General features: G+C 61.2%; 17 protein-coding genes. 12 read left to right on the top strand and 5 right to left on the bottom strand.

The genetic code is table 11. The features are described from left to right. Positions 1-3: 3 nt before the first annotated feature. The 8 genes from mpaM to AC6I99_RS18535 are packed head-to-tail and all read left to right on the top strand — an operon-like array spanning position 4 to position 6,698. A complete protein-coding gene (gene mpaM / locus AC6I99_RS18570; protein WP_497944377.1) occupies positions 4-822 on the top strand; it encodes a daptide-type RiPP biosynthesis methyltransferase in 819 nt (272 codons plus the stop codon). After that, positions 819-2,051, top strand: coding sequence for a YcaO-like family protein (locus AC6I99_RS18565; protein ID WP_497944378.1), 1,233 nt, complete (start codon positions 819-821; stop codon positions 2,049-2,051). Before mpaM ends, AC6I99_RS18565 begins: the two co-directional genes overlap by 4 nt. Next, positions 2,048-3,730, top strand: a complete 1,683-nt coding sequence (gene mpaP, locus AC6I99_RS18560; RefSeq protein ID WP_497944379.1) for a daptide biosynthesis intramembrane metalloprotease — start codon at positions 2,048-2,050, stop codon at positions 3,728-3,730. Before AC6I99_RS18565 ends, mpaP begins: the two co-directional genes overlap by 4 nt. After that, positions 3,727-4,437, top strand: a complete 711-nt coding sequence (locus AC6I99_RS18555; RefSeq protein ID WP_497944380.1) for an ABC transporter ATP-binding protein — start codon at positions 3,727-3,729, stop codon at positions 4,435-4,437. The genes mpaP and AC6I99_RS18555 overlap by 4 nt, the downstream gene beginning before the upstream one ends. Then, the gene (locus AC6I99_RS18550) at positions 4,434-5,183 is read left to right on the top strand and encodes a hypothetical protein (protein WP_497944381.1); all 750 of its coding nucleotides are present in this window, start codon (positions 4,434-4,436) and stop codon (positions 5,181-5,183) included. Before AC6I99_RS18555 ends, AC6I99_RS18550 begins: the two co-directional genes overlap by 4 nt. Next, positions 5,184-5,873: a hypothetical protein gene (locus AC6I99_RS18545; protein WP_497944382.1), complete on the top strand. Its 690-nt coding sequence runs from the start codon at positions 5,184-5,186 to the stop codon at positions 5,871-5,873. 28 nt (positions 5,874-5,901) lie between these two features. After that, a complete protein-coding gene (locus tag AC6I99_RS18540; protein ID WP_224165391.1) occupies positions 5,902-6,087 on the top strand; it encodes a hypothetical protein in 186 nt (61 codons plus the stop codon). 5 nt (positions 6,088-6,092) lie between these two features. Beyond that, positions 6,093-6,698 carry an NUDIX hydrolase gene (locus tag AC6I99_RS18535; protein ID WP_497961496.1) on the top strand — a complete coding sequence of 202 codons (606 nt, stop codon included), beginning with the start codon at positions 6,093-6,095 and terminating at the stop codon, positions 6,696-6,698. A 12-nt stretch (positions 6,699-6,710) separates the two neighbouring features. Here the strand turns inward: AC6I99_RS18535 and ggt are convergent, their stop codons facing one another. Further along, a complete protein-coding gene (ggt, locus tag AC6I99_RS18530; RefSeq protein WP_497944384.1) occupies positions 6,711-8,552 on the bottom strand; it encodes a gamma-glutamyltransferase in 1,842 nt (613 codons plus the stop codon). Between the two features lie 363 nt (positions 8,553-8,915). Here ggt and AC6I99_RS18525 point away from each other — a divergent pair, with 363 nt between their 5' ends. From AC6I99_RS18525 to AC6I99_RS18515, 3 genes are all read left to right on the top strand, one after another. Further along, the gene (locus AC6I99_RS18525; protein WP_497944385.1) at positions 8,916-9,614 is read left to right on the top strand and encodes a hypothetical protein; all 699 of its coding nucleotides are present in this window, start codon (positions 8,916-8,918) and stop codon (positions 9,612-9,614) included. 415 nt (positions 9,615-10,029) lie between these two features. After that, positions 10,030-10,392, top strand: a complete 363-nt coding sequence (locus AC6I99_RS18520; RefSeq protein WP_497944386.1) for a hypothetical protein — start codon at positions 10,030-10,032, stop codon at positions 10,390-10,392. Between the two features lie 200 nt (positions 10,393-10,592). Next, positions 10,593-11,882, top strand: a complete 1,290-nt coding sequence (locus AC6I99_RS18515; RefSeq protein ID WP_497943955.1) for a DDE-type integrase/transposase/recombinase — start codon at positions 10,593-10,595, stop codon at positions 11,880-11,882. Between the two features lie 98 nt (positions 11,883-11,980). Here AC6I99_RS18515 and AC6I99_RS18510 read toward each other — a convergent pair whose 3' ends face one another. From AC6I99_RS18510 to AC6I99_RS18495, 4 genes are all read right to left on the bottom strand, one after another. After that, positions 11,981-12,562, bottom strand: a complete 582-nt coding sequence (locus AC6I99_RS18510; RefSeq protein WP_497944387.1) for an AAA family ATPase — start codon at positions 12,560-12,562, stop codon at positions 11,981-11,983. Positions 12,563-12,650: 88 nt separating this feature from the next. Continuing rightward, on the bottom strand, positions 12,651-13,499 hold the full coding sequence (locus tag AC6I99_RS18505) for an enoyl-CoA hydratase/isomerase family protein (protein WP_497944388.1): 849 nt from the start codon (positions 13,497-13,499) through the stop codon (positions 12,651-12,653). Beyond that, positions 13,496-14,725 carry a CaiB/BaiF CoA transferase family protein gene (locus tag AC6I99_RS18500; protein WP_497944389.1) on the bottom strand — a complete coding sequence of 410 codons (1,230 nt, stop codon included), beginning with the start codon at positions 14,723-14,725 and terminating at the stop codon, positions 13,496-13,498. The genes AC6I99_RS18505 and AC6I99_RS18500 overlap by 4 nt, the downstream gene beginning before the upstream one ends. Positions 14,726-14,765: 40 nt before the next feature. Then, a complete protein-coding gene (locus tag AC6I99_RS18495) occupies positions 14,766-16,160 on the bottom strand; it encodes an SLC13 family permease (RefSeq protein WP_497961494.1) in 1,395 nt (464 codons plus the stop codon). 112 nt (positions 16,161-16,272) lie between these two features. Between AC6I99_RS18495 and AC6I99_RS18490 the strand changes: the two genes are divergently transcribed. Further along, the gene (locus AC6I99_RS18490) at positions 16,273-17,037 is read left to right on the top strand and encodes an IclR family transcriptional regulator (RefSeq protein WP_224088968.1); all 765 of its coding nucleotides are present in this window, start codon (positions 16,273-16,275) and stop codon (positions 17,035-17,037) included. The last annotated feature ends 155 nt before the right edge of the window (positions 17,038-17,192 follow it).

The following is a 17,192-nucleotide window of genomic DNA, read 5'->3' as shown; positions in this document are numbered from 1 at the left end:
CTGATGAATACCCCACCCGACAAGTCCGCCGATGCCATCCTGCGCGTCCTTGGCCATATGGATCCACCCGAGGATTTGTACAGCGTTTCAGGGTCACGCCTTTACGATCAGATCACTGCTGGCGACCTGACCGAACTTCCCGAGATCCTGGCTGCGGCACGAAAAACCACCGGCCCCATTCTTGAACTGGCTGCGGGATCGGGCCGGATCACCCGCCCTCTCCTTGCCCTCGGACGTCCGCTGACCGCCGTCGATTCTTCGCCGGAAATGCTCGCGATACTCGCGGAAAGAATCGCAACCACGGCGTTCAATCCCCGCGGGGTGGCGGTGGAATTGGTCGAAGCGGACATGTCCCGATTTGAGGTCGACGGCGGCTACGGTTGCGTCGTTCTCGGCGCAAGTTCCATCACGCTCCTGGATTCTCATGGCAGGAGGGAGTTGTTCGGACGCGTCCGTGACTGCTTGACGCTCGACGGCCGCTTCCTCTTGACAGTACTCAACGCGGACAGTCACCAGGCCTCGGAAGGACACGACGGCGGGACGACAGTTTCGGCGCTGGGCGAGGACGCATTCCTCATCACCATGGAAAGTCGTGATCCGATGAACGGGGCCAGACACGTGACCATGATCCATGTCGGCTTCAATGAAGAGGGTACGTACCGATCGTCCGCGTATTCGAGCGACATCGCTTTCGTCAGTAACAGCCTCATCGAGGAGGAAGTGCTGGCAGAGGGTCTCACTATCCTCGAACGGCGGCCGGTCCGCATCGCCACCCCGGTGCCGGGGCTGAACGACATCGAGTTGTGGGTGTGTGGCAGGTGAGCATCGATCCTGTACGTACTCTTGATCCTTCGTTCGGGCTGGTGTCCGAGGCGACGGTCTACCTGCCCAACGATGTTGGGCTCTGGCGCACCGTAGCTTCGCTGGCAAATGGGCGCCCGGATGGGAAAGGGTTCGCAACCGCCGTCGGAGCTTTTGACGTGAAGAAGCGGTCCTCCATGACACGGGGCGCTGGCGAGGCCGTTGAGCGTTTCGCGTTGGTGCCCGGGGCGGCTGACGTCGAACATCTTCTTGCCGGGAGCGTCGGAACGGACAAGCGCATCGATTTCGTCACCGCAGGGTTGGGCCGCGCATCTGCCCTCGCCTTCGACTTCCCGTGGTACCGGGCAACGGATTTGCTGACGGGCCAGGAATCGCACATGCCAGCTGCCGTGGTGGACTACAGCGCCGGAGCCTCCACGTCTCCCGAACCTTGGAGCCGCTTCTTTGACCCTTCGCCGAACGGCGCAGCTTCCGGGCCGTCAGAACGCTTTGCGCAAGTATCCGGCATCAGCGAAGTCATTGAGCGGGATGCCTTCCTTTCCGCATGGCGCCAGAGGATTCCGCTCAACAAGTTTGTGTCTGGGGCAATGCCGGCAGACGTGCTCGACGCGCCCGGGACACGGAGTTTCCTGCGGCTCGTGGCGGCTGCACGCGCTGCAGGCATTGAGCCCACCCTCGCGTTTGTCCCGCACGATGAAAGTCCGTTGCATGTAGCGGTCTGCGTCATCACCGGCCCCCGGGAGCCCGGGCACTTCGGTGCCGTTGGCCTCAAGGCAGCAGCCGATCCCGTCGTCGCACTGGCGGGAGCCCTCCAGGAAGGCCTGCAGATCCGCGAACTCTTCCTGGCACGAACGCCCTCAACAGTTTCATCATCGCAGGTGACAGACGACGAATCCCGTGCTGACTTCTGGACCACCGGGCAGGCCTTGGCTGAACTGCATTTGTGGGTTCGAACCTTCAGACCCGCCCACTTTCCGCCGGTCAATCACGTACCGAACGTCGATGCCCTGGTGAAGTACTTGGCGAGGCGTGACATTCAGTCGCACTGGGTCAGCCTCACCCACCGCCTCCCAGCAGCCATTCAGGAGCTCGGCTGGGTAGCCGGCAAGGCGATTTGCCCAGGCGCGGTTCCGTTGACGATGGATGAAACCAAAGGACTGGTCCGTATGCCCCCAGGATCTGTCGGTGACCCATCCGGCTCGTCCACAACACCGCACCCACTGATATGAGAAGGCCATATCTGTCCGGACCACCCAAGGTTCCGGTACCAGCTCAGTGGCCGGTACAGCTGGCCGCATCGGCCTCCATTGATCAACCGTTACGCGATGGCGGTCCTTGGATTGTTGCCATGAACAGTGTGCCCAAAGCTCGCGTTTCAGCAGATGTAGCTGCTGTGCTCAGGACAATTGACGGCGAGAAAAATCCTGCCCAGGTTGCCCACCGCCTTGGGCCTCCTTGGACTGCCGCCGACGTCATGGGAATCGTTCGCCAGCTGACGCACACCGGCATCTTCGACGGCGGTGCGCACCCGCCGAGGGAACGCAGGGTCCAGTTCCGGGCACCGTTAACGGTGCAGTTCACCTTGTTCAATCCGGCGCCGTTCCTGACGATATTCCGGCCTGTTGTTGCTGCCATGGCGCGGCCAATAGCTGCGTTGCCGGTTGCCTTGCTCCTCATAGGCGGCATCCTCGGCGCCCTGGCAGCTGGGCCGGACGTTTGGCGGGTCTTGGCACGCCCACTGGCCCTGGATGTATACGTCAATGTTGCAGGTGCGATGTTGGCCTCCACGTTGCTGCATGAACTCGGCCATGGAATGGCCCTCAGCTACTTTGGCGGTACGCCTCGACGCATTGGCATCATGTTGTTCTACCTATCTCCGGCATTCTTCTGCGACGTAACCGATGGCTGGCGGTTGAGCTCCCGGAAGCAGCGGGTTGTGATTGCCCTGGCCGGGCCCCTGGTGCATCTTGGCTTAGGGAGCATTGCGCTGGCGGCGCAGGCTTTCCTACCGGCTTCCTCGGTGAAAGATGCGGCGCTGCTGTATGGGGTCATTTGTTGGGCCGTCGCCATCTTGAATCTCTTCCCGTTCATCAAGTTGGACGGTTACGTTGCCTTGATGTCCGCTGTGGACATTCCCCACCTTCGCCGGAAATCCATAAAGGCATTGGCCGACGTCCTTTGCTCAAGGTTTCTTGGAGCGCGCGCCACCTTTCGTGGTAACGGTTTGCTTCCCTGGTTCGGGTTGGCGAGCTCCATTGCAGGTGTCGGCTTCATGGTCATTGGCTTCCAACGCATCGTGCCGATTTTCCTGCAGCTCGGTTATGCAGGGCACATTGTGGTGTTTGCCGTCCTCTGCCTGCTCATCGTGGTGGCTTGCAGAAGCTTGATTCAGTTTTTCCGCATGGCCGCGCAGAATGGCAGCCCAGTGTGGAGGCATGCCGTCATCATGCTCCTGGGAACTCTTGCCATCGGGACGCTTCTCGTCGTAATCCCTGTACGTCCTATGACCATTGCGGGCTACACCTATGTGAATGGTCAGCTGCTCATCGTGACTTCCAACCAAGCTGCCGATCAATCGCTGGAACCGGGCGACAGCGTCACCTTGCAGTCGCAGGGAATGATCATCCATCAAAACCTCGGCCGGGCCATTATTGGCGACCACCCGCCGTCGTCAACCATGGCACCGGTGGACACCGTCGTCCCGATAGCGCTCGCAGACACCACCCTGCCCGTGTTGGCGTACGTCGGCCAGTTGGAAGGAAGCGCCACCCTCCCTGCATCGGGGCGGGCGGAGGTAACCAGCGGGCGTCAAACGAATGTGGCGGAGTGGCTCTGGCAAGCCATTTCACACTCGCCGTTATGGCCCGGACAAGCCGAACCCGACGACTCAACGAAAGGGCACTCATGACAATCCACGCCAGCTTCGAGGGATTCAGCAAGCGAAGGGGCCAACAGCTTGCCGTCGACGATCTAACGTTCAATGTGAGTGCCGGGCGGGTTGTGGGATTGATCGGCCCCAACGGTGCCGGAAAGAGTACGGCGCTCGCCGGGCTGACAGGCCTGGTGAAGGCGACGTCGGGTCGTGCAACGGTCTTCGGACTGGACTATCGCTCGCTCAAGAGGCCGGCCACCAAGGTTGGAGTGAACTTGGACGGGATGGAAGTGGAGCCCGGATTAACGGGGCGCCGCCATCTGCAGATCTGCCGGTTGGCAGCAGGGGTGGGTAGGGAAAACGTTGAGCGGGTCCTGGACCAGGTGGATCTTGCAGCCCACGCGGACAGGAAGGTCCGGGACTACTCGCTGGGCATGAAACAACGGCTCGGGATTGCATCCGCGATCATCGGAAACCCCCGGCTGCTTGTCCTCGACGAGCCTGCCAACGGTCTGGACCCGGAAGGCATCCAGTGGCTGCGCGGCTTTCTCCACGGGTTCGCCGAATCCGGCGGGAGTGCCTTGGTTTCAAGCCACCAGCTATTGGAGCTCGAACAAGTGGTCCAAGACGTCGTCATCCTGAAGCAGCGGACGTTGTTCCACGGGACCCTTGAGGAAGCGAAGGTTCTTGGTGGCGGCAGCCTCGAATCGGCGTATTTCAAGATCCTGGAGGGTGCCCGGTGACGGGGCGTCCCCACTCCAACTGGGCCTGTGGACTACGCGCAGAGCTACTGAGGTACTTCAGCGGCTATTCGATTCTGGGCATCCTGGCCTTCAGCGCCTTGGTGCCCTGGTTCGTGGCCAACTTCCTGGGCTGGCCGGATAGTGCAGATCAGCTGTCCGCGACGGAAAATATTCAAGCGTTTTGGGCTCTGGCCACCAGCATTACGATCGTGGCCACGTTTGCCGGGAGCTACCTGGTGACACGCGAGTCCTACTACGGGACGCTCCGACACAGCCTAGTGATGTCCGGGTCAGTGCAGCTTGTGGCGGTCAAGTACGCTGCTGCGCTCGTGGTTGGCCTTGGCACCCTGGCGGCGGGAATTCTGGCTTGGGGAGCCAGCGTCGTTTTCACCCTGACGCCGGAATTGCGCGCAGAACTCTTCTCCCCAGAGTCCTGGCGGTCCTTGCCCGGCGTCGTGGCCGCGTCAGCTGTTGCTTCCCTGTGGGGTTGCTCGCTGGGCTGGATTATTCGGCATTACTACGCGACGACGATCGTCACCATGTTGATACCGCTCGCCGTCGAACTGCCCGTCGTGGCAAACGAGCCCGAAATAGGGCGATGGCTGCCCTCCGGCGCTTTGGCGGGCATTGCCTCCCTGCCTTTTGAGGGCCTTCTTCCACCAGGCTCCGCGTTCCTGGTGTCGCTGGCGTGGCTACTCGCAGCTGGCGCCTGCCTCGTCGCGGTGCTCCAGAGAAAGGAGTTCTAGGTGGTGCCCGCGCTTCTTGCCGATCTTCGCCGGCCGTGGCTGTGGAAAGGCTCCGGGACTGCGTCCGCGCTTGTTCTCGGTCTACTGGGCACGCTCCTGGTGGCAGCCAATCTGGAACCCACCACGGGTGGTCCTTCTCCCGAAGGACCTCTCCGAGAGGCAGGCCTGTCGCTCATGCTCACAGGTGCGGGCGTGATGGGCTCCTGCTCGTTCACGGCCGACTTCCGGGCGGGGTGCCTTACCCGCCGGGTCCTGTTGTTCCAAAGGATCCCGGCATTTATTGCCCGAGCCCTGACAACAGTTCTTGCAGCACTCCTGAGCGGTGTGATCGTCGGCGCCGCCTTCGGCTTGTCCGGAGCACTATTTCCAGAAGGATGGCAGGTCAGCCCACAGGTGGTGCTGGCCTTCGCCGGAATGGCGGCGATGGGATCCGTTTGGGGATTCGCGATCGGGTCCTTCATTCGGAGCCATCTTGTGAGCCTCTTCGCAGTTCCGCTGAGTCTGGTGGTTCCGCAGGTCCTGCCCCTGGGCAATGCCGGGGCGTACCTCTTTCCGTTCCAAGCTGCCGACTGGGCGAATCAAGCGGCAGTCCACATACCGCCGTCGGGGTCTTTCTCCGGGGCTCTTGCATCGCTGTTAATCGTCTTGGGGGCAGCCTGCGACGTGTTCTCCAAGCGTGACTTGGCCTGATAACCATCAAGAAATCAAGGAACTCATTGTGAATCGTAAACCGCTGGTATGGCTTCTTCTCGCCCTCACCATGGCCTCTTACGCCGTCTATATTTTCCTCTCAAGCAGCAGCGAATCTGTTTGGTCCCTTATTTCCGGAATCATCATCGCGGCGGCTTCGTTGGTGATGTTGTGGAGATTCTGCCGGGAACTCAAGACCAACCGCCAAGAGTGAGCAATTTGGACGAATTGTGGCGAAAACTCTGGACTACGCGGGCGTACAAAGGTTTTGTCACCATCAACCAGGACACGTACCTGGAAGCTGACGGCTCAGTTTCAACCTGGGACGTGATTGCCAGCCCGGACTCCGCCGCGGTTCTCGCCTTCACGGAGGGCGGAACGGAGGTGGTGCTGTTTGAGCAGTTCCGCGTCGGGCCAGGGAAGACCTTGCTTGAACTGCCCGGGGGCTACTTGAACGAGAATGAAACTCCGGTAGATGCGGCCCAACGCGAGTTGGCGGAGGAAACGGGCTATGGTTCGTCGGCCATCTACTACGCAGGATCCGAGTGGTGGTCCGCCAACTCAAGCAGGTGCAAACACCTCGTCATCGCAGCAGAAGCCCGCCCCGGCAACGACCCCTTGTGGGACGCGTCCGAGGCGGGCTTCGTTCGGCTATTGCCAAGTGACGAGCTGATGGACTTCCTGTTGAGCGGTGAACTGACAGACGCGGGACTTGCCTGCCGCGGACTCATGAAGTTCGCTGCCGGCACCCAACCTGCCGGCACCCAAGGGAGCCCTGCATTGGACAAGCTTCATGCGACAGTCCGAGGCCTGTTTCCTGGCTAGTACGTACATCAATCACGGCCCGCTGCTTGGCTTCAAAACCATCGCCGATCCACCTCCACGACGCGTCGGCTCAGCTGCAGCCGTGAGCTTTCCGCCTTCGCCGAACTCAATCGCCGTTGCCGCCCCGATTTCGGCTAATGAGGTGAAGGCATCACCGGCCGGAACCAGATCGTGCCCCAATGATTCCAACGCGGGGCCGTAAGCATCAATGAACGCTGGCTCGGAACTCACGGTGAGACCGTTTCGAGGAGCAGCCCGCGGAGCGGCGATTGCCTCGGAGATATCCATCCCCAGGTCAATGCGGTTCAGGATGGTCTGCAGCACGGTGGTTATGATGGTGGATCCGCCCGGCGAACCGAGGGCCAGGAACGGGTTGCCGTCTTGCAGGATGATGGTGGGCGACATCGAAGAACGGGGACGTTTGCCTGGCTGGATCCTGTTGGGATCAGTCGCCTTGTATTCGGCGCTGAAGTCAGTCAACTCGTTGTTCAAGAGGAATCCGCGGCCCGGGACGACGATTCCGGATCCACCTGTTTGCTCAATGGTCAGGGTGTACTCCACCACGTTTCCCCATTTGTCGGCGACCGTCAGGTTGGTGGTGGAAATGTTCTCGGTGTCCGTCTCGTCGGCGAGCGGTGCAGCCGCGGCCGGGCACGCGCCGTCGTACGTTGTTATGTCTCCCGGGGTAACCGGCTTGGGAGCTGCAACAGTCGGATCAATCTTGCAGGCGCGTTCCTTCCCGAAAATCGGGTCTGTGAGGACATCAGTGGGAACATCAACGAAGGCCGGATCGCCCACATAAGCGCCACGGTCGGCGAACGCCAACGAGCTGGCCTCGAAATAGTGGTGCAGCGCGTCCACCGGCTGCATGTCCTTGAGCTCGAAGTTTTCCAGGATGTTCAGCGACTCGCCAACAGTGGTTCCACCGCTGCTGGATGGCGCCATTCCATAGACGTCATAGCCGCGGTACTCCACGTGCGTTGGATCCTGGTCGAGAGCCTTGTACCCGGCGAGATCGTCCGTTGTCATGAACCCGACCGGTACGGGCAGGTCAGTCTCGCCGGATTTAGGCGGTGCTTTTACTGCGGAGACAATTTCTTCTGCGAGCGGACCCGTGTAGAAAGCGCTGGTGCCTTGCTTTGCCAGCAGGCGGTAGGTCTCGGCCAGTTCGGGGTTCTTGAAGATACTCCCGACGGCGGGAGCGTCGCCACCGGGGAGGAAAAGGTCCTGGGTGGAGGTGAAGGTGTTGAAACGGAACTTGTTGTCCAGAGTCTGGTTCCGGAACGTCTCGTCTACCACGAACCCTCTGTTGGCTACCTTGATTGCCGGCTTCAGTGCCTCGCCCAAGTTCAACGTCCCCCAACGCTCAAGTGCGCGTTCCCACGTGGCCGGGGTGCCGGGGACGCCGACAGAGACGCCGCTGGTTGGCAGTTCGGGCCTCTTGGTCGTAAAGAGATAGGGCTTGCCGGTGGCGGGATCGATGAAAGCATCGTTCGGCATAGTTGCCGGCGCCGTTTCGCGGCCATCAATGGTGCTGACTTTCTTGGACTTGGCGTCGTAGAACACGAAGTAGCCGCCGCCTCCGATGCCTGCGCTATACGGTTCCGTGACGCCCAGCGTGGCAGCTGCGGCCACAGCCGCGTCCGCAGCGTTACCGCCCTTGCGGAGGACTTCGATGGCGGCCGCTGAAGCCTCCGGATCCACCGTGCTTACCGCGCCGCCGTACCCGGTGGCAGTGGGGTTTTTGTCAGTTTCGCGAGGATCGGCGAAGGCAGGACCCGCCACCGCTCCGCTAGTCACGCTCAGGGCCAGGGCTGCGGTGACCGCAGCCAGTTGGCGTCTCACATGTGTCATGGTTCTCCCAGATCTTTCCCAGACGATGATGTGGTTGGACGGTCCGGCCACCCTACTCCGGGGCTTTGGGGAGATTCAACGGTTGTAACTCCAAACGCGGAAAGGGTAAGGGCCGCGCGTCGGCCGATTCATTTTTCCGCACGGGAAGTTCCGGATTCGGATCTGGACGACGGTTCCGTGCCGGTTTAAAAGGCTCCGCGGGAGGCTCCAGCCCGGTGGGAACTTCCACGGACGTCTTGTTCTAGCGCCGGTTCTCGGCCATGCCTCTTTAACTTGTATTCTTGTCCAGACTGACGCCTGTCAGCACATCACTCGAACCTTTTTGGGAAACAAATGAATAAGAACGCTCTGCGTGGCTTGGCTGTGTCCGCTCTGCTGGTCATGGGCCTTACTGCATGTGGCGGCGGAGGCGCGTCCAGTAGTACAACGTCAGCCCCGACGAACGAGCCAACGGCGCTAGCCGAGGTCCCCTTCAGGACCTACACAAAAGCAGAGCTTGGCAAGATTATTGACGATGTTCGGGATTCCAATGATGTACGCCTTTTGGTGATGCCGGACGATCGCTTGCAGGACACCCTCAAACAGGCGAAAGAGGTTATCACCAACAGCACCGTTGAGCCGGCGGAATGCGCCCAGTTTGCGGTGGGGGGCGGTGCATTGCTGGAGGAAGGGGCTACCGTTGGTATCGGCGCATCGGCGAGTTCGACTGCCCAATCCCTGGTGTTGCTGACCCTGGTTTCTGGAGTGTCCGAAGAAAAGGTAAAAGCGCTAATGGCTGCGAAGTCCACCAATGTGGCCTCATGCGGAGCCACACAGGCAACTATCCTCGGACAGGCTGTCGAAGTGAGCACAAAAAGCATGCCGACTTCCGCGAAAACGCCAGGAGCGCTGGCGTACAAGTCATCAGCCATAGCGCCGGGAAGCGCGCAGGATCAGTTGATCCTAACCGCAGCCAAAGGCGGCGTCGTTCTTCTGGCCCAGTCGTCTGGAACGGCCGTCTCGGACTCCGACCTTCCTAAGCTCGAGGCCATGCTGGATCAAGCGTCTGACCTCATTAAGTAATAACCAAACGCAGTAGCAAGAAAAAAGAACCTTTGAAAAAGCCAACATTTATCTTCCTCATTGCGACAGCCGCAACGCTCACCTTTGCGTCTGTCACATGGCTGACGCTCCTGGTCTTAAACGGAGAAACACCTAGCCCAGTGGTCGTCGGTATCCTGTCCCTCGTAGGGCCGGTGGTAGGTGTATTCCTCGGCTCACGATTCTGGGATGACAGGGAAGCCATTCGTCAGCGTGTCATCCAAGACGACGACCAGGCGTAAGGGTACGCATGGACGGGGCGCAACTACCGTCGTGTAACCACATTCAGGCATTGGTGACCGCCGCCTTCGGCATTGCACTCGGAACCTCGCGGCCTCGAGGGTTCCACGTGAACGACCCATCGGAGCCGCCGACGCGATCTGATAGAAAAGACAGCGTGAAATCACTGGATGACTACCGCTTCGACATTGACAACCGGCCGTCGAACGGTGAACTTCGGTTCTGGGTCGGGTTTCAGGTGGTGGTCTTGGGCGGCCTTGGTTATACGGTCCCTTTGTTCATCCTGCACTGGGCTGGTGTGCGGCAATGGCCGCTGGTCATTATTCCGTTGCTCTGCGCGGCCGCGTCAGTGTGGTGGCTCTTGCGATTCCTCAAACGACGTGGCGCAGAGAGCAAGGCGAAATACCGGGCCCACGGCGGCGACCCTGCGGGCACCAGTGACCTTCTGTTCGGCCAAGTGTCCTACGAGATTACGGCTGATGGCCGGTGGAAGTGGCCAACGCCAAGCTCAGGAGAATAAAGCGCTGGAATGTTCCCTGGAGCCGCGACGAAACCGCGACTAATCGCCGGCGTCCGCCCAACTGAGTCGCAGCTGAGCGCGTTTTGACGGCTCTAAACGCGTGTGAAGTCTCAAGACTTAATGGACACTTATGTCTCATGACTTCGTGGACAGTGTGTCTCAGGACTTCGTAGACACTCGGTGCGGGTTTGCTCGGTTTCATGAGCAAACCCGCACCGAAGTTGAGCGTCCGTCAAGCAGTCGCGTTGTGGCCGACTGATGCCCCTCGGGGTGAAGTCAGCAAGTTCTGCAAGAAGCACGGGGTCTCACGGGCTTGGTTTTACAAAGTCCGGGCAGAAGCCGAAATTGCGGGCCCGGTGGAGGCCTTGGCAACGAAGCGGCCAGTTCCGTTCACGAGCCCCACGGCGACGGCCCCGGCGATGATCGAACTCCTCTTGGCCACACGGGCAGCGTTGGAAAAAGGAGGCTACGATCACGGCCCTTTGTCGGTGATCGCGACCCTGTCCCGCAAAGGCTTCGCGCCACCATCCAGAGCGACCGTGGCCAGGATCTTCAGCCGCGCCGGTGTCGTCATCCCCGAGCCGCGGAAGAAGCCACACAACGCTCAGAAACGGTTCGTCTACCCGCAGCCGAACGCATGCTGGCAGATCGACGCAACCGAGTGGCCGCTCGCGAACGGGAAGAAGGTGGCGATCTTTCAACTCATCGATGACCACTCCCGCTTGGCCTTGGCATCTCTGGTCGCGACCGGGGAAACGAGCGAGGCCGCCATCGCCGTCGTGTCCCTGGCCATCGAACGTCACGGCGTGCCGGAGAAATTCCTCTCCGACAACGGTGCAGCGCTGAATCCAACCCGCCGCGGACGCACCGGAGCGCTCGTGGAATACCTCAAATCCCATGGGGTCGAACCCATCACCGGCAAACCTGGGAAGCCGACCACCCAAGGCAAGAACGAACGCTTCCACTTCACCCTGCACCGCTACCTGCGTAAGCAGCCACCGGCCACGACCATGGCCATCCTGCAAGCCCAGATCGACACCTTCGACCAGTACTACAACACCGAACGCGAACACCAGGCACTGCCAGGGAAACAGACCCCGGAGGAAGCCTGGCACGCGACCCCGAAGACTCCTGCTCCCGCCCTGCCCGAGCCTGCGGTGACCATCCATGAGCAACGTCAAAGCGAACAACGCCGCGTCACCAAGGGCGGCCGTGTCACCGTGTTCGGGACGGCCTTCAACATGGGCAAGGAACTAGCCGGCACCGCCGTGCACATCATCTACGACAGCACCACGGTGATGTTCTTCGATGCCCACGGCACCGAGATCATCACGCACCCCATCCCCGTCAAAGGCACGCTCTACGTCGGCAACGGCAAACCCTCAGGAGTCGCTGCTGACCCTCGAGGCACACGAAGCAAACGAACCAAATACCCGCCACTAAAAGACCGCCGGAAACCGCTCAACCACGAAGTGTCCACGAAGTCCTGAGACATGAAGTGTCCACAGTGTCATGAGACATGAAGTGTCTACGAAGTCCTGAGACATCACAACGGCTCTAAACGCGCTCTAATGCGACTCAGTTGGGTTCAAACCCGGACGGTTTCCTTCCCGGAGATCACCTGGTTCAGCTGGGCGAGCGTGTCCTCTGGCGTTCCGTTGGCGTCAACCCGCATGAAGTCGTCGAACTCGGGCAGGGAGCCGTAAGCAGTTCGGAACGCTTCCAGGTCTGCCAACTCTTCATGATCAGTGCCGCGTGCCCTGATCCGTTGGTGGGCACACCGCGGGTCAACCTCGAAGTGGACTACGAGGTCCGGGGCCGGGAGCTTTTCCTGCAGCCACGGGAGGAACCAGCCCCGCCTCAATCCAGCCGCGAGGCGCAGGGCCAGTTGGCAGTGCAGGTGCCTGTCCATGACCACCAAGCCGTCGAACCGCAGGGCTCGGGCATGCGAAACAAGGACGTTGACCACGCGGATGCACGTCTCTACCAAATCGGCACCGCGTGGCGGCAACTTCCACCCAAATCGCTCCGCAACGAGCGACATCCGTCTGCGTGCAGCATGGTTGCTAAGCAGCAGCGCGTTGTGCCCCTCAGCGCGAGCCGAGTCCACCAAGGCGCGGGCCGCCGTCGTCTTTCCTGAGCCGTCTATTCCTGTCAGAACAATGAGCATGGGGCCTCCCGTCGTCTCTCTTCCAACGGAGGGGAGGCCGGTGGTGTGCCCTGTTTGAGGCATAGATCACTTCCCAGTCAAGAACCGTTTACCCAAAGGGCCGCCAAGTAAACCGGGGTTGCTCCCGATTCAGGAAGGCGCTGATGCCGATCTCCATGTCAGGGCTGTCAGGCATGGCGGACCAGGCGGCGGCCCACTCCTGATCGATGTCCGTTTGCCCGTCCGAGGCATCCAGGTCCACCAACCGCTTCATGGAATGCATCGAGAAGCGCGAACGGTTCCGCAGCGACCCGAGAAGCGCCTCGCACTGTTGCTCAAAGGATGCGGAAGGAACGACGTCGGCCACCAAACCCAGCGCTTGGGCTTGGTCTGCAGTGAATGTTTGCCCGGTAAGGAGGATGTATTTGGCGTTGGCGTGCCCCACCAGCCGGACCAGCCGTTCAATGCCCGGGCGTGGGTAGATGATGCCGATCTTGGCCGGAGTCAGCCCGAAGACGGCGCGCTGGTTGGCGATGATGAAGTCGCACGCCGAGGCGATCTGCCATCCTCCGCCCATGCAGGCGCCATCCACCAAGGCGACAGTGGGCTTGGAAAGCGAGGCAATGGCGTGATCGGCCAGGCTGAGATGGTCAACAATGGACCCGTCCGGCTGGGGGTCCAACAGCACTGACGAGAGTTCCCTGATGGAAGCGCCCGCGCAGAAAGTGTCGCCCGCACCGCGCAGTGCCACCACGGCAATGTCGGGATCGGTATCGAGCCGGGGCATCAGCTCCTGGATTTCCAGGCACATTGCCTTGGTTAGGGCATTGCGCTGGGCAGCGTTGCAGATTTCCACGGTAGCGATGCCATCAGCCACGGAAACCGCTATGCGGCCCACACGGCTGGCATATGAAACACGGCCCGCGGAAACACGGGCAGCTTGGGAAACTGTGCTCATCGCCGTGCTCCAATCTTGGCCGGAGCCGAGGCAGGCCCGCATAGAACGCGGCCCTCGCGCTCAAGCCGCGTGACGTCGTCGTAGGTCATTCCCAGCTCCATGAGTACTTCGGTGGTGTGTTCGCCAAGCAGCGGCGGGGGCGACAGGATTTCGCTGGGTTCCCCGTCCAGGCTCAGCGGTCCGCGTAGGAGGGGCAGCTCAGAGCCGTCCCGCCGCTGGCTGTTCTGGACAAGGCCCAGCGCGGCGACCTGTTCGGAGGCCAGGGCCCGCGTGTAGTCGTAGATGGGGCCGCAGGGGATTCCCGCCTGGCTGATCAGCGCCACCCATTCGTCTGCCGGTTTGGCCACCAAGGACGCCTCAATGAGTTCGCTAAGCTGCTGCCTGTTGGCCGAGCGGTCCGCCCCTGTGATAAACCGGGGATCCTGTACAGCCTTGGGAATATCCAGCAGGCTACAGAATGCCTTCCACTGTTTGTCGCTGCCCACAGCGATGTTGATGGATTCGGTGGCGGTGGAAAACTTGCCGTAGGGGGCGATGACGGGATGGTTGTTGCCCTGCGCTGTGGGCGCTTCCTTAAGGCTGAGCGCCTGCTGTCCCTGGAAGGCGGACAGGTTCAGCGCCGTCTCCAGAAGGGACGTGGACACTTTGCCAACGCGCTCACCATTGCGGACTCCGAGCAGCGCTGCGAGGATCCCAAACGCGCACACCATTCCGGAGGTGATGTCCACGATCGGTATTCCCACGCGGTAGGTTTCACCGTGACCCGGCCCGGTGACCGACATCAGCCCGGACATCCCTTGGATGACTTGATCCAGGCCGGCGTCGTCTTTAAGGGGCCCGGTGTTGCCGAACCCGGTGACGGATCCCACTACAAGCCCGGGATTGAGTTCTTCCAACCGCGAAGCGGCGAACCCCATTTTCGCCAGGGTGCCGGGCTTGAAGTTCTCCACCAGGACGTCGGCTCCGGCTATCAGCGTGGAGAGGATGTCGCGTCCCTCTGCTGAGTAGAAATCAACGCAAACCGAGGTCTTGTTCCGGTTCACGGAATCGAAGTACAGGCTGTGGCCATCCTGGAAGGGGGGCCATTGACGGGCGGTATCGCCGCCGTTGATGCTTTCGACCTTGATGATCCTGGCGCCCATGTCGGCCAGGAGTGCGGTGCAGTAGGGTCCCGCGAGGGCTCGGCTGAGATCGACCACGGTGATTCCGCGGAGTGGTTTGAGCATGGTGGGCACCTTTCGTGCGTAGAAGAGTGTGCAAAGGAAGCTAGAGGCTGGATGGAATCACCAAGGCGCCGACCAGCAGGAGTGGTCCGACCACCACCATGGACAGGCCCCAACGGGTAAGGAGCCTGGTGACACGGGGCCGCTCGTCTGCATTTACCGTGGCCACGAAGGTGGCGCCGACGGTCGAGAACGGTGAGACGTCCACGATCGATGAACACACGCCCAGCGCGGCGATGACCGCCCACCCGGCAATGTCTCCGGAAGCCACGAGCGGAAGGGCCAGGGGAACCAGCGCCGCGAGCATTCCGGTGGTGGAGGCGAACGCGGAGATGAGTCCGCCGATCCCGCAGATCACCAGTGCGGCCAGCAGGGGAGTCCCGACGGCGCCCGCTGCTTCGCCGAGCATCGCGACGGCTCCCATGGTCTGAAGGACTCCGACGAACGTGATGATCCCACCAACCAGCAACACCGTGGACCAGTCGATCTTGGCCACTGCCGATTTGCCGGATTGCGGATCGCAAAGGGTGAGGACCGAGGCGAATGCGAAGCAGAGAACGCCGATGTCCGGATTTGAGCCCAGGACCGACATGAGGATGACGGTGACAACCAGCCCTGCCATGCACAGCACTGTGATGATTTGGTTGCGGTTGAGCTTTGAGGCCGACGCCGGTACTTCCGACGCCGCTACCTCCGTCGCCGCGGCCGCGTCAAGGACCTGGACGGCTGCTTGCTTCCCTCGGGCAATGTTGCCTTCGCGCTCAAAGGGGTGCGACGGCGTCGGGCGGCTTGCGCTGAAGGATGGCAGCTGGGTGCCGAAACCGTCAGCGGTACGCGTGTTGAGAAGCCTGAACCCACCGAACATGACGTAAGCGGCGGCCAGCAGAAGGAGATTGGTTCCCAGTGCGACGCTGAACAGGACCAGGGGATCAAGGTCAATCCCAGCCGCACGGGCTGTGCCGTACGTGACAATGCCGAACAAGCTCGTCGGGGCGAAGCCGCCTGCGCTCAAACCGGACCCAATGGCGATCCCCATCAGCATGCGGTCGATGCCATAGCGTTTGGCAAGCGGCATGCCGATGGGTGCCATGACCAGGCCTGCCAAGGGGGAGCCCATGGCCGATATGCCGATGGTGAGCGCGAAAAAGGCGATGGGAAGAAAGAAAGCCCGGTCACCCACTTTGGTGATGGCCAGCTCGATGATGCGGTCGATCGTTCCGTTGGCCTGGGCGATCGAGAAGAAATACGTGACTCCTACCAGCAGGACGAGGATCCCGATGGGGAACCCCGCCACCACTTTGTCGATGGTCATTCCAGCCATCCAAATTCCAACGCCGGCAGCCGCTGCGAACATGAGCACGCCAATGTGCACTTTGCGCAGGGTTGCCAGGACAAAGACGCCCACAAAGATGGCGAGGGCAGCTATTTGTTGTTCCAAGACCCGTTCTCCAATCAAACATCGTCGGTTCACTGGATGAACCAATGGTTCATTTTGGGAAATCGCCTGTACCGTAGGTCATAAGAAAGTGAGCGGTCAAGGGGGAGTGTGAATGAGTACGCAGAGTGTGGTCACGGCTATCCGGGTTCTTGAAGCCGTATCGGACAACCAGCCGGCAGGCCTGTCGGAGCTGAGCCGTGAGGTGGATGTCCCCAAGGCTACGGTCCTTCGCATGCTCAGGACCCTGGCGGAATTGGGATGGGTGGCGCAATCCGAAGCGCAGGCCGGAAAGTGGGTGCTGACCAACCATGCTTTCGCCGTGGCCAGCCGGGGCAGCAGCGGCTCGGTCATCCGCGACGCCGCCATGGGCCCCCTGAATGCATTGCAGCTGGACACCACGGAGACTGTCCACCTCGCGGTCCCGGACCGCGGGTACATGCTCATCATCGAACGCCTCGACACGCCCCATGTCCTGCGGGCTTTCCTGCCGCTGGGATCCCGCTTGCCGATGCACGCGTCCTCCACCGGAATTGCCTATTTGTCCGCTGCTGAGGACGAAATCGTGGATGATTATCTGGCCACGCCCCTTGAAGCCTTAACGCCGCAAACGGTGGTGGACCCGGCGCAGCTCCGGGCCATGATCGCGGAAACCCGTGCACGCGGATACTCCATCAATGAGCAGGGCCTCAGTACGGGAATCACCTCAATCGGGGTTCCCTTGTTGGGGCCAGGCGGCGTGGCGGCAGGATCAATCTCCATTTCCGGGCCGTCCAGCAGGATCGTGCCTGCCAAGTATCAGGAATACGGAGAGGCCGCCGCGGGTACTGCGCGGGAGATCAGCCAGGCACTTGGAGCTTTTTCGGCGAAGAGGTACTAAGTTTCCTGTTGAAATACTTCGCCGGAACACAATGCGCGCCTATCATGATGCTGTGCACGTGCTTCGAGGGCGGCGGTTCTGTTTGAACTGTTGTCATTTGGGGTAAGTACGGAATAAGGAGAGAACATTTCTCCGTTCGGTGCCCGTTGCTTTGG

The sequence above is a fragment of the Arthrobacter sp. TmtSoilC77 genome, from assembly GCF_059739415.1.
Note: the sequence above shows the minus strand (reverse complement) of the source record. Positions and strands in the feature narration are given on the sequence as shown.

Excerpts from the sequence above, each read along its gene's own strand:
- AC6I99_RS18505 (WP_497944388.1), bottom strand. The coding sequence starts at position 13,499 with ATGAGCACAGTTTCCCAAGCTGCCCGTGTTTCCGCGGGCCGTGTTTCA.
- ggt (WP_497944384.1), bottom strand. The coding sequence starts at position 8,552 with ATGACACATGTGAGACGCCAACTGGCTGCGGTCACCGCAGCCCTGGCC.
- AC6I99_RS18510 (WP_497944387.1), bottom strand. The coding sequence starts at position 12,562 with ATGCTCATTGTTCTGACAGGAATAGACGGCTCAGGAAAGACGACGGCG.
- AC6I99_RS18500 (WP_497944389.1), bottom strand. The coding sequence starts at position 14,725 with ATGCTCAAACCACTCCGCGGAATCACCGTGGTCGATCTCAGCCGAGCC.
- mpaP (WP_497944379.1), top strand. The coding sequence starts at position 2,048 with ATGAGAAGGCCATATCTGTCCGGACCACCCAAGGTTCCGGTACCAGCT.
- AC6I99_RS18555 (WP_497944380.1), top strand. The coding sequence starts at position 3,727 with ATGACAATCCACGCCAGCTTCGAGGGATTCAGCAAGCGAAGGGGCCAA.
- mpaM (WP_497944377.1), top strand. The coding sequence starts at position 4 with ATGAATACCCCACCCGACAAGTCCGCCGATGCCATCCTGCGCGTCCTT.
- AC6I99_RS18515 (WP_497943955.1), top strand. The coding sequence starts at position 10,593 with ATGAGCAAACCCGCACCGAAGTTGAGCGTCCGTCAAGCAGTCGCGTTG.
- AC6I99_RS18490 (WP_224088968.1), top strand. The coding sequence starts at position 16,273 with ATGAGTACGCAGAGTGTGGTCACGGCTATCCGGGTTCTTGAAGCCGTA.